Origin of the sequence: Streptomyces sp. WAC05292 (assembly GCF_003949955.1) — a bacterium.
Lineage (GTDB): Bacteria > Actinomycetota > Actinomycetes > Streptomycetales > Streptomycetaceae > Streptomyces > Streptomyces globosus.
In genome coordinates this window covers 1-14,602 of the sequence record NZ_RPSE01000134.1, presented here as the reverse complement: position 1 = coordinate 14,602, position 14,602 = coordinate 1, and the positions used below count along the sequence as shown (strand labels likewise).

The 14,602-nt window shown below is 75.4% G+C and carries 12 protein-coding genes; 2 read left to right on the top strand and 10 right to left on the bottom strand.

Going from position 1 to position 14,602, the window contains the following annotated elements; genetic code table 11:
* Window positions 1-217 precede the first annotated feature (217 nt).
* Window positions 218-2,140: a copper resistance protein CopC gene (locus EF903_RS16535; RefSeq protein ID WP_125544001.1), complete on the top strand. Its 1,923-nt coding sequence runs from the start codon at window positions 218-220 to the stop codon at window positions 2,138-2,140.
* Window positions 2,141-2,301: 161 nt separating this feature from the next.
* Here EF903_RS16535 and EF903_RS16530 read toward each other — a convergent pair whose 3' ends face one another.
* Both EF903_RS16530 and EF903_RS16525 read right to left on the bottom strand, forming a co-directional pair.
* A complete protein-coding gene (locus tag EF903_RS16530; protein ID WP_125544000.1) occupies window positions 2,302-2,814 on the bottom strand; it encodes a stress protein in 513 nt (170 codons plus the stop codon).
* A 71-nt stretch (window positions 2,815-2,885) separates the two neighbouring features.
* Window positions 2,886-3,413 (bottom strand): stress protein, encoded by a 528-nt coding sequence (locus tag EF903_RS16525; RefSeq protein WP_125543999.1) that lies wholly within the window; start codon window positions 3,411-3,413, stop codon window positions 2,886-2,888.
* Window positions 3,414-4,313: 900 nt separating this feature from the next.
* On the opposite strand from EF903_RS16525, the gene EF903_RS16520 reads away from it, so the two are divergent.
* Window positions 4,314-5,435: a LuxR C-terminal-related transcriptional regulator gene (locus EF903_RS16520; protein WP_125543998.1), complete on the top strand. Its 1,122-nt coding sequence runs from the start codon at window positions 4,314-4,316 to the stop codon at window positions 5,433-5,435.
* Between the two features lie 53 nt (window positions 5,436-5,488).
* On the opposite strand, the gene EF903_RS16515 is transcribed toward EF903_RS16520, so the two are convergent.
* The 8 genes from EF903_RS16515 to EF903_RS16480 all read right to left on the bottom strand — a co-directional run bounded on the left by EF903_RS16515 (window position 5,489) and on the right by EF903_RS16480 (window position 14,452).
* Window positions 5,489-6,541 carry a PI-PLC domain-containing protein gene (locus tag EF903_RS16515; RefSeq protein ID WP_125543997.1) on the bottom strand — a complete coding sequence of 351 codons (1,053 nt, stop codon included), beginning with the start codon at window positions 6,539-6,541 and terminating at the stop codon, window positions 5,489-5,491.
* Between the two features lie 78 nt (window positions 6,542-6,619).
* Entirely contained in the window at window positions 6,620-7,279 is a 660-nt protein-coding gene (locus tag EF903_RS16510; protein ID WP_125543996.1) for a DUF5825 family protein, read from the bottom strand.
* The gene (locus EF903_RS16505; RefSeq protein WP_260615440.1) at window positions 7,260-9,239 is read right to left on the bottom strand and encodes a RiPP maturation radical SAM C-methyltransferase; all 1,980 of its coding nucleotides are present in this window, start codon (window positions 9,237-9,239) and stop codon (window positions 7,260-7,262) included. The genes EF903_RS16510 and EF903_RS16505 overlap by 20 nt, the downstream gene beginning before the upstream one ends.
* Window positions 9,240-9,423: 184 nt before the next feature.
* Window positions 9,424-10,584 (bottom strand): AMP-binding protein, encoded by a 1,161-nt coding sequence (locus tag EF903_RS16500; RefSeq protein ID WP_125543995.1) that lies wholly within the window; start codon window positions 10,582-10,584, stop codon window positions 9,424-9,426.
* Complete coding sequence (locus EF903_RS16495; protein ID WP_125543994.1) at window positions 10,581-11,573, bottom strand: RimK family alpha-L-glutamate ligase; 993 nt, start codon at window positions 11,571-11,573, stop codon at window positions 10,581-10,583. The genes EF903_RS16500 and EF903_RS16495 overlap by 4 nt, the downstream gene beginning before the upstream one ends.
* A complete protein-coding gene (locus EF903_RS16490; RefSeq protein WP_185902688.1) occupies window positions 11,566-12,348 on the bottom strand; it encodes an alpha/beta fold hydrolase in 783 nt (260 codons plus the stop codon). Before EF903_RS16490 ends, EF903_RS16495 begins: the two co-directional genes overlap by 8 nt.
* Window positions 12,345-13,775 (bottom strand): class I adenylate-forming enzyme family protein, encoded by a 1,431-nt coding sequence (locus tag EF903_RS16485; RefSeq protein ID WP_185902687.1) that lies wholly within the window; start codon window positions 13,773-13,775, stop codon window positions 12,345-12,347. The genes EF903_RS16490 and EF903_RS16485 overlap by 4 nt, the downstream gene beginning before the upstream one ends.
* Window positions 13,772-14,452: a trans-aconitate 2-methyltransferase gene (locus EF903_RS16480; protein WP_125543991.1), complete on the bottom strand. Its 681-nt coding sequence runs from the start codon at window positions 14,450-14,452 to the stop codon at window positions 13,772-13,774. Before EF903_RS16480 ends, EF903_RS16485 begins: the two co-directional genes overlap by 4 nt.
* Window positions 14,453-14,602 lie beyond the last annotated feature (150 nt).

The following is a 14,602-nucleotide window of genomic DNA, read 5'->3' as shown; positions in this document are numbered from 1 at the left end:
GCCCGCCCGCCCGCGCAGGCGGCCCCGCGCCCTCGCACGGCCGGCCCGCCATGGCAAGCGGATCGGGCGGGCCCGGACCGTTCTTTGGCGGAAGTTGCTCAACCCCGGCCCGGGGCGCTCCCGCGGCGCTAGCGTCCACAGCCCCGGCATGCGCACCGCCCGGCCCCGGCGCGGCGCCGCAGCCGCCGACGCACACCGCCCCGGAGGCCGCCCGCCCATGCACACCGGATCGCAGCCCGCCAGGACACCGCTCGCCGTCCTGGCGCTGGTCGCCGCCGTGGCCGCCCTGCTCCTCGGCGGGGCCGGGACGGCCTCCGCGCACTCCGGACTCACGGGATCAGACCCCGCGGACGGCTCGGTCCTCGCCTCGCCGCCCCCGCACGTCACGCTCACCTTCACCGAGACGGTCGGCCTCTCCGAGGACTCGGTGCGGGTGCTGTCCCCGGACAACGAGCGGGTCAACCCCCGCCCGGCACAGCACGCCGACGGCAGGGGCAACACCGGCCGGGTGGCGCTCGCCGACGGGCTCGCCCAGGGCACCTACACGGTGGCCTGGCGGGTCGTCTCCGCCGACGGCCACCCCATCTCCGGCGCGTTCGTCTTCTCCGTCGGCAAACCGTCCGAGACCGCCGCCGAGGTGCCCGACACGGCCGCCGGCGACACGGCGGCCGGCCGCCTCCACGGGGTCTTCCGCCACGCCGCCTACAGCGGGCTGGCGCTCCTCGTGGGCGCCGCCGCGTTCGTCCTGCTGTGCTGGCCCGGCGCCGGTGCGCTGCGCCCGGTGCGCCGGCTGCTGGCCGCCGGGTGGGCGGCGCTCGCCGTGTCCACCGCCGCCCTGCTGCTGCTGCGCGGCCCGTACGAGACCGGCGGCCCGCTGACGGCGGCGTTCGACCCGGCCCTGCTGGGGCGGACCGCCACCGGGAAGGCCGGGGGCGCCCTCGTCGTACGCCTCCTCCTGCTCGGCGCGACGGCCGTACTGATGCTGCGGCTGCGGCGGCGGCCGGCCGGTCGAGCCGGGGAACCGGACGGCCGGGCGGAGGAGTGGTCTCCCGGGCGCCGGGTCCGCTGGGCGGCGGCGGGCCTCGCGGCGTGCCTCGCGCTCACCTGGGCCGCCGCCGAGCACGCCGCCGCCGGGATCCAGGTGCCGCTGGCGGTCCCCGCCTCCGTACTCCACCTGCTCGCCATGGGGGTCTGGCTGGGCGGCCTCGTCACGCTGGCGTCCCTCCTCGGGCGCCGGGGGACGGGCGGTCCCGCCGTGCCCGCCCGCGCGGTCGGCCGCTTCTCGGCGCTCGCGTTCGCGGCCGTCGCCGTCCTTTCCGGCACGGGCCTGTACCAGTCGTGGCGGCAGGTCGGCTCCTGGGAGGCGCTGACCACCACCTCCTTCGGCAGGATCCTCCTCGTCAAGTCCGCCGCGGTGATCCTGATGCTGTGGGCGGCGTCCTTCTCCCGGCGGCTGGCCGCCCGCGTCCTCGACCCGGCCGGCGCGGCCGGCGCGACGGGTGCGGACGACGGGGCCGAGGGGGTGCGGGAACCGGCCCTGGCGGCGGTGGGCACGGCCGCCGCGGGCCCGGCTCCCGCAGCCGGTGCACCGGGCTCCGGAGCAGAGGACGGCCCGCCGGCGACGCCCGGCGAGGCGGAGGGGTGCGGGCAGCGGCGGCGCCTGCGCCGCACCGTGGCCGCCGAAGCCGCACTCGGCGTCCTGGTCCTGACCGTCACCACCGTGCTCACCGGGACGCAGCCCGGGCGCGCCGCTGTGAAGAGCGCCGAGGCGGCCGCCGCGCGCGGGCCGCAGGTACGGGTGGTCACCGTCCCCTTCGACACGGGAACGGCCGGGCACCGCGGCACGGTGCAGATCACGCTGTCACCGGGACGGGTGGGGGAGAACTCGGTCGAGGCGGTGGTGTTCACCGAGGACGGCGGTCTCGCGGCCGTGCCCGAAATCCGCCTCGCCCTCACCCAGACCGACCTGGACATCGGACCGATCGACGCGAAGCTCACCGACCGGAAGGGGTACTGGGCCGCCTACGATCTGCGGTTGCCCGTGCCGGGTGAGTGGACCGCGGCCGTCACCGTCCGCACCGGCGACATCGACCAGGCGACCGTCCGCGCCCCGGTGGCGGTCACGGGGCGGCCGAAGTGAGCGGCCGGGCGGCAGGGCGGCGGACGGCGGTCAAGAGGCGGCGGGCGGCGGTGATGCGGAAACGCCGACGCCCGGCGGCCCCTCCCCGGGCCCCTTGAGGGGCCGGAGGGGGCCGCCGGTCGGCGTGCCGGGCCGCGGGCCCTGCCGGGCCCCGCCCGCGGCTACCAGGAGCGGCGGAAGTTGACGTGGCCGCCGTCGCGGTCGAACCAGCCGCGGAAGCCCCAGTTGATCCAGCCGCCGTCGCCCTGGTTGGTGAACTGGCCGGACTCGAAGATCCACAGGCCGTAGTGGACGTTGCCCCACTGGACGTTGGCGTAGACCCGGGTGCCGCTGAAGCGGTCGTCGTAGTTGTGGCTCAGGTTGAACAGCATCACGTTGTGCCGGCCGCCCGCCGCGTCGAAGGCCTTGTCGACCGCCTGCTGGACGAAGGAGCCCCGGTCGTCGGTCTTGATTCCGCGCAGGGCGTCGGCGATCGCCTTGCCGCGGCCGAGCTGGTCCATGGAGACGTTGACGGTGACGCTCTTGTCGGCGGCTGCCGCGCCCGCGGGGGAGGAGTCGGGCGCCGAGGCGGCGGCGACTGCGGGGCGCTCCGCCGCGTGGGCCGGGAGCGAGGCCGCTCCGGTCAGGGCGACGGCGGTGAGGGCGAGCGTGGCGAGGGTGGTCTTGCGGCGCATGGAAGGAAGTCCTTGTCTGTGGAGGCGGGTTGCCGAAGGCGCGGGTCGGTGGGTGCGAGTGCTGCCGCGGGTCACCAGGAGCGGCGGAAGTTGACGTGGCCGCCGTCGCGGTCGAACCAGCCGCGGAAGGCCCAGTTGATCCAGCCGCCGTCGCCGTGGTTGGTGAACTGGCCCGACTCGAAGACGATCACCCGGTACTTGCCGTGGATGCCGCTGACCTTGGCGTCGTAGACGATGCCGTTGAGGTGGGCGGTGTGCCCGTTGGCGTCGTTGATGACCATGACGTTGTAGCGCTGCCCGCTCTCGTAGAAGGCGCCTTCCATCAGGGACTTCACGTAGCCGGAGCGGTTTTGCTTGCGCTCGATCGCCTCGGTGACGATGTTCATGATCTTCTGGGTGATGTCGAGCACGGCGGAGGCCACGTCGACCTTGCCCGCGAGGGCCCCGGCCTCGCCCGGGACGGCCCCCTGCACCGCGGCCGGCCGGGACTGGGGCGCGGGCGCCTCGGCGGCGTACGAGGCGGTGGCGGGCAGCAGGACACCGGCGGCGGCGACGGAGCTGACGAAGGCGAGGGCGACGCGCTTGCGGCTGAGGAACATGATTTTTCTCCTTCTGACGTTTTTCCGATGATTTTTCGGGTGCCCGGAAGCCGTGCGGCCTCCGGGCGGACGAAGTCAAAGGGGCTGCGGGTGAATACCGCGGCACGGACGCGCGGTGTGCGGCGCGGCGGGCCGTGTGGTGCAAGACCGTGAAGCCCGGCCGGGAAAAGGGAGGAAAGGGTGCCGATTTCGGCCGATCTCCCTCGGCGGGGCCCTCCGAAGTGCCGCACGGCTGATTTACTCGACGGACCTTCGGGGTCGCGGAGGCGGAAGGGCGCTTTTCCTCACCACGAGGTGGTGAGGTGCGCGGCGTCGTCCCGGAAGGGGCGGCGGACGCCGCCGGCACGGCCCGCCGGCGAAGGGGGAGCGCCGGCGGCCCGCCGCAGCAGCAGGACCGCGCAGGATCCGGCGCAGATCAGTGAGAAGGCCGGCCACCAGGGAAATCGCTGTTCCCGGCGGACGGGAGAGGGGTTCGGCATCGGGTCTTTCCAACGGCTTTCGCGTGAATCGGAACCCGGTAGGGCCGGAAGGGCTCTAGAGGACCGGGGGGCAGTGGGTCGCGGGGTTCGTCCACTCGGTGTCCCCCGGCCGGCTGTCGCAGGGGGCCGGCGGCTGCGCCGAAGCGGCACCGGCGTGGCCGCCGGGTACCGCTGCGGCCGCAAGGCCGCCCGAAATGACCGTGGCCAGCGCCGCCGCACAGAGGAACCGGGTGAACTTCATGCTGAACTCCTGAGGACCTGGATGTGAATTCCGAGCGGAGAATCCTGTCGGCGTCTTTTCTTTCCGACGACTCAAGAATCACCCGGGGGAGAACTCCCGGTCCAGGGCGGGCGGCCCTCAGCAAAGTGCGTGGCACGAAAGAGAGGGGTGGCAAATTTGGACAGAATCCATCAAAAGGGGATGCCTGAGGGGAGTGGAGGCCGCTTACGGCCGGCACCCGACCCCGGCCGGGAGGAGGCGACGCACGAGCCCGCCGACCTCGGCCCCGCGGCACTGCGGATCTACACGAGGCTGCTGGAACACGGCCCGGCGCCGGCCGCCGCCCTGGCCGCCGCACTCGGACTGGACGAGGCCGCGGCGGAACGGGCCGCCGCCGAACTGACCCGCAGCCGGCTGGCCGCCCGTGATCCCGGCGCCCCGGCCGCGCCGCTGCGCGCCGTCAGCCCCTACACCGCGACGGCCGAACTCGTCGGCCCGGAGGAGAGCGCGCTGCGCCGCCGCCTGGAGGTCCTCGAACGCACCCGGGCCCGGCTGAGTTCGCTGATCCCGCTGTACGAGGAGGCCTACCGGCGCGGCGCCGACACCGGGGCCGTCGAGGTCGTCGGATCCCGCGACCGGGTCATGCTGCTGATCTCCGACGCCGCGGCCCGCTGCACCGAAGAGGTGCTCACCGTGCAGCCGGGCGGCGGCCGGCCGCCCGGCTACCTGGAGCGCGCCCTGCCCCGCGACCTGGAGATGCTGCGCCGCGGAGTCCGCATGCACACCCTGTACCAGCACACCTCCCGCTACAGCGCCGGCACCCAGGAGTACGTGCAGGCGGTGACCGCGGCCGGCGCCGAAGTCCGCACCCTCGGCGAGCTCTTCGGCAAGATGCTGGTCTTCGACCGCACCACCGCCTTCCTGCCCGTGTGGGACGACCCCGACGCGGCGGTGGTGCTGCGCGAGCCGTCCGCCGTCGCCTTCCTCCGCTCGGTCTTCGGCCACGCCTGGAGCCTCGCGGAGCCGTACGGCGCCTCGTACACGGCGGCGACCTCGGCCCAGCTGCACGACGCCATCGCCGCGCGGCTGGCCGACGGAGCCAAGGACGAGCAGATCGCCCGGCGGCTCGGGATGTCCCTGCGGACCTGCCGCCGGCACATCGCGGAGCTGATGGACGAACTCGGCGCCGAGAGCCGCTTCCAGGCCGGCTACCTCCTGGCGCTCCGCTCCCACGGCGCCCTCGGCGGGGCCGGGCCGGCGGAGGCGGCGCCCGAGCCGGCCCCGCCGGTGCCGGGCCCCCGCCACGCCGCGGCCGGCGGCTGACGCGCGTACGCCGTGCCTGGGGCAGCGGGGGAGCCCCGGCGCGGTACGGGCCCTCAGGGGCCGGCGTTCAGCTCGGCCACGACCGAGGCCGGGGTGTGGCCCGAGCCGTCCGACAGGCGGTGGAAGTCCACCGACACGTAGTTCGGATCACGGCCGCCCGCCGCCGGCCGGCACTGCTCGGCGATGCGGCCGCGCAGCTTGGCGCCGTTGTCCAGGGCCGCGGTGAGGACCGTCGGCACGTTGCGGTGGTGGCTCATCGTGAACAGCCGCCGGAAGCCCGGCTCCCGGCGGTCCAGGGGGACGTCCGGCCAGCGCGTGACGCACGCGAGGTCGTTGCCGAGGTCGCCGAGGCTCCAGTGGTTGCTCACCGTCCACGACCGGTCGTACATGACGCCCAGGTGCTCGCGGTCGGAGCGGTCGGAGAACACCAGCAGGCGCTTGTCCGCCGCGACGAGGTCGGCGACCTTCGGCCAGCCCTGCTGCCGCACGCCCCACTCGTCCGGCCGGAACAGCAGCCCGGACAGCCCGCGGACCCGGGAGAGGGAGCCGCCCAGCTGCTCGGCGCTGACGTAGTCCTCCAGGAAGACGGTGACGACCTCCTGCGGGTGGGCGGCGAGGAAGTCCACCACCGTCTGCATCGTGCCGTGGAAGGACTGCCGCGGCAGGGCGTAGGTGGCGCCGGCGAAGGCCTTGCAGTCGCCGTGGCACAGGTAGACGTCGCTGGGGTGGCAGTCGCTGCCGAAGCTGATGAGGCACAGCCAGGTGCTGCGCTCGTACCAGTGGGTGTCCAGGCTCAGGCCGCGGACGCCGTTGTCGAGCTGGGCGCGCACGGACTCGGACTGGTTCACCGAACTCCATCGGGAGTCCTCGTAGTTGGTGAAGGCGTTGTGCGCGGTCAGGAAGGCGGCCTCGTCGAGGCGGCGGTCGCCCCAGCGCGCGGCGGCGGCCGCCGCGTCGGCACCGGTACGGGGCCCTGCCGCGCCGGGGGCGGCCGGCGCGGGCGGCGCGGCGCCGACGAGCGCCGGCAGCAGGAGGCACAGCAGGCCGGTCAGGCCTGCTCTGCGCGGGCGGCGCAGCCGCCTGTAAGCCGTGTCCATGTCAATCATGCGCGGAGGGTAGCGCGTCGCCCCGTGAACGGCCCCCGCGCGGACGCGTTCGGCCGAGAACCGACGGCCGGCCCCGGCTCACAGGGCGTACGAGCCGAACGGCCACCGGTGCACCGGAACCGGCAGCCACCAGGCCCGCCCGCCCAGCCGGGAGACCAGCCGCGCCCCCTCCAGCTCCGCCAGCACCCCCTCCGGTACGGCACCCGCGGCGGCGCCGTCGCGCAGCGCCCCCACGGCCGCCACGAACGGCGGCTCGTCGATGGTGAACAGCTCAAGCGGCCCGAAGCGGCGGTCCCTGACCTCCACGAACCCCGGCCCGCGCCGGTAGACGCACTTCCCGGGGAAGTACGCGGCCCGCCAGCCACGGGCCGCCCCGGCGGCCGCACCCTCGACCTCCTGCGGCGGATAGAGGTGCCCCAGCTCCCCGCGCCCCGCGCAGCCGTCCCCGCACCGCGCCGTCCACTCCACCGCGACGGCCCGGCCCGTGAGCTCCCGGACCAGCGCCAGCGCCCGTGCCGACCGCGGCCCCGCCCCCGCACACACCTCGACGGGCTCCGGCAGCCGGACGCAGCGCGCCCCGGCCGCGTGGAGCCGCTCCGCGTCCTCCCGGGCGGTGGCCCCGCCCGGCTCCAGCGGGCCCAGGCGCATCCCGGGCAGCGCGCGGACGGCGGGGTCGTAATCACGCCACGCCTCGACCACCACGGCCGCACCACGTGCCTCAGCCGACGCAAGCGGCACTGCTCTGCTCCTCTCGGTGGTGGCGGTGCCCCGGCCGGAACAGCGCCTGGTTGTCGGACTCGACGGCCACGTGGACGTACGCGCCGTTCTCGTGGAAGAGCAGCCCGAGGTCCGTCCAGCGGTCCAGCACGGCCCGCACCCGCTCGGCCGGCAGGCCGGACCTGGCGCCCAGCACGGCCGCCGTGCGCGGCTGTTCGAGCAGCCGGAACAGGGCGGCCTCCGCCGGATCGGCCAGCTCGTGGACCGTCCAGGCGTACGCCGGCCTGCGGCTCACCAGCACGATCCGGCCCCCCGCCTCCTGCCAGGTGAGGCGGCAGGCCGGGTGCTCGGCCCGCCAGGCCTCCACGGCCGCCGCCAGCTCGGCGCCGAGGCCTTCGTCGATGCCCCGCGGCTCCGCGGCGAACAAGTATGCGAGGCCGGCGAGTTCCTCCTCGGAGAGCCGGTAGATCTCCGCGTACTGAGGGGCGGGCCGCAGCCGGTCGAAACCGAGCTCGGGCCGGTCGAAGTAGGGGCTGAACCGCTCGATCGCGATACGGGACGCCCCCGCCGGCGGCTCCAGGTGGTGCAGCAGCGGCATCTGCGCGAGGACGCCCCGGTAGTCCTCGGGCGTCTCCCCGGGGAAGCCGTACAGGTAGTTCCAACAGGCGCTCACCCCCGCGCTCTGCGCATCGCGCAGGGCGCGGACGTTCTGGCAGCCCGTGACGCCCTTGTCCATCAGCTTCAGGACCCGGCTGCTCAGGCTCTCGATGCCGGGCTGCACCATCACCGCGCCCGCGTCGCCGAGCATCCGGAACTGGTGCTTTCGCAGGTTGGACTTCACCTCGAAGTGGAGGCGGACGTCGTACGCGCCCTCGGCGAGGCGGCGCAGGACGGTGTCGAAGTACCCCATGTCGAGGATGTTGTCGACGACGACGAAGTCCAGGACCCGGTGGCGGGCGGCCAGGTCGAGCAGCTCGGTGAGGAAGCGGTCGGGGCTCTTGCTGCGGAACTCCATGAACGAGCCGTTCAGCCCGCAGAAGGTGCAGTGGTGCTTCTCGCCCCACCAGCAGCCGCGGGATCCCTCGACGAGCAGTCGGGGCTGCACCCACCGGGCGGCGGCCGAGGCGTCGAGCCGCTCGAAGAACCCCTCGTACGACGGGGCGAGGATTTCGCCCGGAGGCAGCGGCCGGCGCGCCATCGGATTGGCGCGGACCGCGCCGGTCCGGTCGCGCCAGCACAGCCCGGCGATGCCCGCCAGCGCGCTCTCGTACGCTTCACCGGACCCGGCACCGGCCCGCAGGCCGTCGACGGCGTCGAGCAGGGCCGGGAAGGCCGTCTCGCCCTCGCCCCGCACGACGTCGTCGACGAACGGGAAGCAGCGGTGCAGCGCCGCTCCCATCTCGCCGTCGCAGTTGGCCCCGCCGAACACGACGCGCGTCCCCGGCGAGAGCTCCTTCAGCATCCGGGCCGCCGACAGCGCGGCGGTGTTCTGCTGGAAGGTGGTGGTGAACCCGACGACGTCCGGCCGCTCGGCGGCCAGCTCGGCGGCGAGACGGGCCGTGAACCCGGGGACGAGGCCGTGCAGGGCGCGGGTCATGGCGGTCTCGTCGGCGCTCGCGCCGTGCCGGGCGAGGAACCGCGAGAAAGCCTCGGCGTCCCCGGGGGAGCCGTGGAGGGCGCCGGAGAAGACCCAGTCGCCGGCGCCCTGGAAGTACGAGGACGTCGCGTAGTACGTGTAGTCGTCGAGGGTGAACGGGGTGCGTTCGGTGATCCAGTCGACGAAGTCGAGGTTCGCCTCCCGGACCAGCACCTCGTGGCCGCGCGCCTCGGCGGCCGTGCGCAGGATCCCCAGCGCGAGCGAGGGCACCTCGATCGACCCCCAGGGCATGTTCACCAGCAGGACCTTCACTTGCCTGACCTCCGGGGCCTGGAGCGGACTGCCCGCCGTGTCCGGGGCCCGGTCGTACGGGGCCCCGGACACGGCGGGGCGGTGCGTCACCTGCGGGCGGCCGGGGCCGCCCAGACCATCCAGCGGCCGCTCCCTGCGGCGCTGTCGGTGCTCTGGACCGTGCGCTTCTTCATCGTTGTCACCTCCGTTCCCTCTCCGTTGCGGTCAGGGGCCGCGGCGCCGTCCCGGCGGGACGGCCGGACGGGCGCCGCGGACGTCAGGCGGGGGACCGCCACACCACAGGCGGTACCTTCCCGGTCCGGTCGATCCGGGCCAGGCGGTCGACGCGGACGACGGCGAGCGCGTCCGGGTGGTGGAGGGCGATGCCGAACAGCCGGGCGGAGGCGGAGAGCAGGGCCCGGCGTACGTCCTCCGGGTCAGCGCGTCCGGTGACGTGCACGGCCATGCGGCGGACCCCGTGCCAGGAGTCCTCCTCGCGGGCCAGCTCCAGCTGGGCCGCGGCCACGCCGGGCACGGCTGCGGCGACGTCCAGCAGCTCGCCCGCGGCGAGGAGGCTGCCGTGCAGCTTGAACGCGTCGTCCGCGCGGCCCAGCACCCGCAGCCCGTCGCGGCGCCCGCACCGGCATTCCGCCGGGGCGATCCGGTCGCCGAGCCGGTAGCGGACCACCGGGACGGTCCAGCCGGTGCCCGCCCGGCTGAGCAGCGCGCCCTCGTCGTCCGGCTCCAGCACCTGGTCCGGCATCAGGTGCAGCACCCGCAGGTCGCAGTCGGGGGTGTTCGTGGCGACCACGTACGTCTCCACCGACCCGTAGTTCCCCCAGAAGCCGGCGCCGGGGAAGGCCGCGCGGACGGTTCTCTCCGCCGTCTCCGTCCACGGCTCGGCCATCCACACCACCGTGCGGACGGGCAGCGTCCGGCCCGACTCCAGCATTCCCTCGGCGAGTTCGGCGAGCCCGCTCGGGGTGCCGGCCACCGCGTCGACGCCGAGGCCGGCGAACACGTCCAGCCAGTGGTCCAGTTCGCCGGGCTCCAGGGGCCCGCTCGGCACCACCCGGCACCGGCTGCCCTCGGCCAGCGCCTGCATGTAGTAGTGCGAGGCCCACATCCGGCCGGGGCTGAACATGTTGAGCAGCACACTGTCCGGCCCGAGCGGCCGCCACTGCTGCGACAGCCGGCCGACCGCCTGCCCGTACCGCACGAAGGTGATCTTCGGGGGGCCGGTGGTGCCGCCGCTCGACAGGACGATCCCGCCCTCGGCGGCGGTCTCCTGCCGGGACGCGGCCAGGACCTCGGCCGGGCCGGACACCGCCAGGTCCCCCAGGCCCGCCGCGGAGTCCGGCACCGGCGGCCCACCCGCGCGGGCCAGCCGGTGCGCCGCGTCGAGCAGCCGCTCCCAGGGGACGTCGCCGATGGTCACCGCGCGGCCCCCCGCGCCGCGGCGTGGCCGGCCAGGTAGGAGCGGAACCGCGCCCGCACCACGTCGGCGGCGATCCGGTCCGATGCCTCGTCCAGGCCGAAGCCCGCCGCGCCGTCCAGCTCGACCTCCGACAGCCAGTCCCGCTCGCCGTCGGAGAGGAAGTCCACCGTGAAGTACGGCGCGGGGTGCAGCTTGCGCGCCACATGCTCCACGGCGCCGCGCAGCCGCTCCGGCAGCTCGGTGTACGCCCACGAGCGGCGGCCCCCGACACTCCGGTTGACCATCCCGCAGTAGCCCTCCTTCCACCCCTGGACCACGGCGCGCGGCTCCCCGTCGACGACGTAGACGCGCGTCTCGCGCGGGTCCCGCACGTACGGCTGGACCACGAGCGCGGTCTCCGCCCCGCCCGCCAGCGCGATCACACCGCGCAGGTCGTGCACGTTCGCGACGACCGATATGCCGAGGCCCATCGCCCAGTTGGCCGGCTTCACGAGCAGCGGGTACTGCAGGCCTGCCAGGGCGGCGTCGTAGTGGCCGGTCATGGCGTCCCGGCCCGTCGCGATCCGCACCGTCGGCAGCGGCGGCAGGGGCCCGTCGGCCAGGTGCAGCGCGGTGGCCGCCTTGTCCGCGACGACGTACCCCAGGTGCGGCGGGACCGGCAGGTGGAAGCCGAGCCGGTCCAGGACGGTGAACAGGAACAACTGGTTCGCCACGTCCTGCATCTGGTGCGGCAGCGCGTACAGCATCGTGACGAACACCGTGTCGTCGGGAGTGACCCGCTCGCCGCGCAGGTATACCCGCGGCCGGGCCGGGTCGGAGGCGTCCACCGCGACCTCCTCCGGATGGTGCAGGCTCAGCTCCAGCGACAGTTCCTTCGCCAGCGCCCGGTAGGCGTCCCACACCGCGCGGTCCTCGTAGGCCCGCTGCCAGGCCGTGCCCCGCTCGGGATAGATCCAGCACAGGCGCCGGACGGTGCTCTGCTCAGCCATGGGCGGCGCTCCTCGCGACGAAATCGGCCACCGCGCGGACGAACGCGCGGGGCTCTTCGATGAACGGCAGGTGGCCGCTGTCCTCGAACACCCGAAGCTCGGCTCCGGGAACGGCGCCGGCCAGCCAGCGGCCGACCCCGGTCGGGTAGACCCGGCTCCGCGCCCCGTGGACGAAGAGCACGGGGAGGGCGAGCGCGGCCACACAGGCCCGGAAGTCCCGGCGCACGGCGTCCGCGAGGAGCGCGGCGCAGGCCCGCGGGTCCCAGTGCAGGGCCTCCGCCGCCAGGGCGCCGACGAGGCCCGGCTCCGGCTCGGTCCCGGCCGCGAAGGAACCCCGTACGAGCCGCTCCGCGAAAGCCGCCGGTTCCGCCAGGGCGGCCGCGCCCAGCTCCTCGGCGCCCGCGGCGTCGAGGCTTCCGAACGCCGCGTGCGGCCAGCCCGGCGCCGGCGTCAGCCGGGGCGACTGCTCGACGGAGACGAGCGCCGTGACGCGCTCCGTGCCGAACCGGTCGAGGTACTCGTAGGCGACGGTGGCGCCGAGCGACCAGCCGAGCAGGACCGCTCCGCGCAGGTCGAGGCGGTCGAGGACGCCCGCGAGCTCCTCGGCCGCCCCCCGGACGGTGGCGTCCGGCCGGCGGGCCGGCAGCTCCACGGTCACCACCCGGTGGCGGTCGGCGAGGCCTGCCGCCGCGTCCGAGAAGAAGCGCCCGGTGGCGGCCAGTCCGGGCACCATGACGAGCGGGGTTCCGCTGCCGCGGACATGGAAGGCGGTCACCGCAGCCCCCACCGTGCGCGCAGCAGCGGCTTGTCCACCTTGCCGACCTCCGTGCGCGGCACCGCGTCCACGCATGCGACGCTGCCCCGCAGCCCGTGCCGCAGCAGGACCGTGCGGGCCGCGGCGACCGCCTCGGCACCGCCCCCCTCGGGCCGGACGGCGACCACGACCTCGCTGCCGAGGCCGTCGGTGCGCCGGGGGAGGGCCACCGCCTCGGCGACGGCCCCGGTCGCGGTGATCTCCTCGTCGAGGACGGGGGCGAGCAGCGGACCGGCCGGGGTGGCCAGGGCCTCCGACAGCCGGCCGAGGATCCGGAAGCCGCCGTCGTGCGTGCGGGTGGCGACGTCGCCGGTCCAGAACTCGCCGCCGCGCCAGGTCCGGCGGCCGGCCGCCGCATCGTCCGGGTACCCCTCGCTCGTGCAGTCCGAGCGGAGGACGAGCTCCCCGGTCCCCGGGGAGCCGGCCAGAGCCTCGATCCGTGCGCCGACCCCGGCGACCGGGACCAGCCCGCGCCCGTCGATGTCGCCGAGCGCGAGGCCGAACTCGGTGGACCCGTACACCTCGTGCAGGACGGCGCCCAGCGCCGAGCGCACCCGGCGGACGGTTCCCGCCCCCACGTACGCGCCCCCGCACAGAGCCCGGCGCATCAGCGGCAGGGCCGTGCCGGGCGCCGCCGCGGCGGCCAGCTCCTCGTAGTGGCGGGGCAGGGCGCTCATCGCGGTGGCCCGGTGCGAGGCGATCTGCCGCAGCAGCACCGCGGGCGGTGCCGCGGGATCGGCGAGGACGACCCGGCCGCCCGCCAACAGGGCGGCGAAGACGTGCAGGTCGGTGGCGTGCGCGACGTCGAGCGGGTGCCGGCAGAAGAAGACGTCCGTGTCGCGGATCCCGGTGTCGGCGAGCCAGCGCCGCCGCTCCGCGACGAAGGCGTCCTGGCGCCAGGCGATCCCCTTGGGGAAGCCGGTGGACCCCGACGACCACAGGATCCGGAACACCCCCGGCTGCGGCGCCCGGTCGGCGCCGCCCTCCCCGCCGGGCGCCGCGGCGGCCGGTCCGGGTTCCGCGAGGAGCTCCGGGGACACGGCCGGCAGGCCGGGCGCGGCCACCGCGCGGTCGGCCACCAGCAGGACGGGCCGGGTCCGCCGCAGCGCCTCCGCGACCTCGCGGTCACCGAACCCCGCCAGCAGCGGCACGTACCGGGCGCCCAGCTTCGCCACGCCCAGGACCAGTGCCACGTACGGGATCCCGCCCCGCAGGCCGAAGGCGACGCAGTCCCCGGCGCGCACGCCCCGCGCGGCCAGCCCGCCCGCCATCCGGTCGGCGAGGTCCAGCAGCCCGGCGTACGTGGCCGATCCGCCGCCCGTCTCCTCGACCGCGCACCGGCCGGGGCCGCCCCGAGCGGCCCTGCGCACGGCGTCGTAGAGGGTCACGGCGCCGTCCATCCCGCGTACGTGGCGAACCGCCAGTCCTTGGCGAGGCAGTCCACCTGCCGGAAGCCGGCCTCCCGCAGCCAGCACAGCTGGGTGTCGAGGTCGGTGCAGATGTCGTACGCCATCCGCCGCCGTCCGGCGGCCCACTCGTGCTCCGGAGTGCCCGCCGCGCGGACGTGGTCCTCGTGCCGCCGGTCGTACATCCGCTCCACGCCGGGGCCCGCCGCCAGCACCTGCTCCACGTTGACGAACACCCCGCCGGGGGCGAGCACGCGGTGGACGCGCGCGAACAGGCCCTGCTTCTCCTCGTGCGGGAGGTGGTGGATGGCGAGCCCCGAGACGACGGCGTCGAACGGCCCGTCCGGCAGCTCGTCGGTGAGCCCGCCCACGAGGGTGGCGACCCGGCGCCGGCCGCGGAACCGGTCGGCGGCCTGGCCGAGCATGCCCGGCGAGTGGTCGACGAGGAGCAGCTCGGCATCGGGGACGCGGTCGAGCACGGCGGCGCTGAGCAGGCCCGTGCCCGCGCCGAGGTCGAGGACGTGAGGGCGCCGCGGAACCGTCATGGCGACCGCGTCGGCCGCGCTGCCGTACAGCAGGTCGAAGGACGGGATCAGCTGCCGGCGCAGGGCGTCGAAGGTGGTGGGATCCCAGAGTTCGGGAAGCGTCCGCGTCCCCATGTGTGTTCCCCCAGACTCGGGCGGGCTCGTTCGGATGGGCCGATCGTGCCCTCGGGAGTGCCGGGCCGGGCAGGGAAGAACGCGCAGAGACACCGGCAGTGCCCGCCGGCCGGCCGGGAGAGCCCGGCGGGCACTGCCGGTGTCTCTGCG

Bases quoted from the DNA above. Each gene is read 5' to 3' on its own strand.
- EF903_RS16535 (WP_125544001.1), top strand. From the start codon at position 218: ATGCACACCGGATCGCAGCCCGCCAGGACACCGCTCGCCGTCCTGGCG.
- EF903_RS16530 (WP_125544000.1), bottom strand. From the start codon at position 2,814: ATGCGCCGCAAGACCACCCTCGCCACGCTCGCCCTCACCGCCGTCGCC.
- EF903_RS16525 (WP_125543999.1), bottom strand. From the start codon at position 3,413: ATGTTCCTCAGCCGCAAGCGCGTCGCCCTCGCCTTCGTCAGCTCCGTC.
- EF903_RS16520 (WP_125543998.1), top strand. From the start codon at position 4,314: ATGCCTGAGGGGAGTGGAGGCCGCTTACGGCCGGCACCCGACCCCGGC.
- EF903_RS16515 (WP_125543997.1), bottom strand. From the start codon at position 6,541: ATGATTGACATGGACACGGCTTACAGGCGGCTGCGCCGCCCGCGCAGA.
- EF903_RS16495 (WP_125543994.1), bottom strand. From the start codon at position 11,573: ATGGCTGAGCAGAGCACCGTCCGGCGCCTGTGCTGGATCTATCCCGAG.
- EF903_RS16480 (WP_125543991.1), bottom strand. From the start codon at position 14,452: ATGGGGACGCGGACGCTTCCCGAACTCTGGGATCCCACCACCTTCGAC.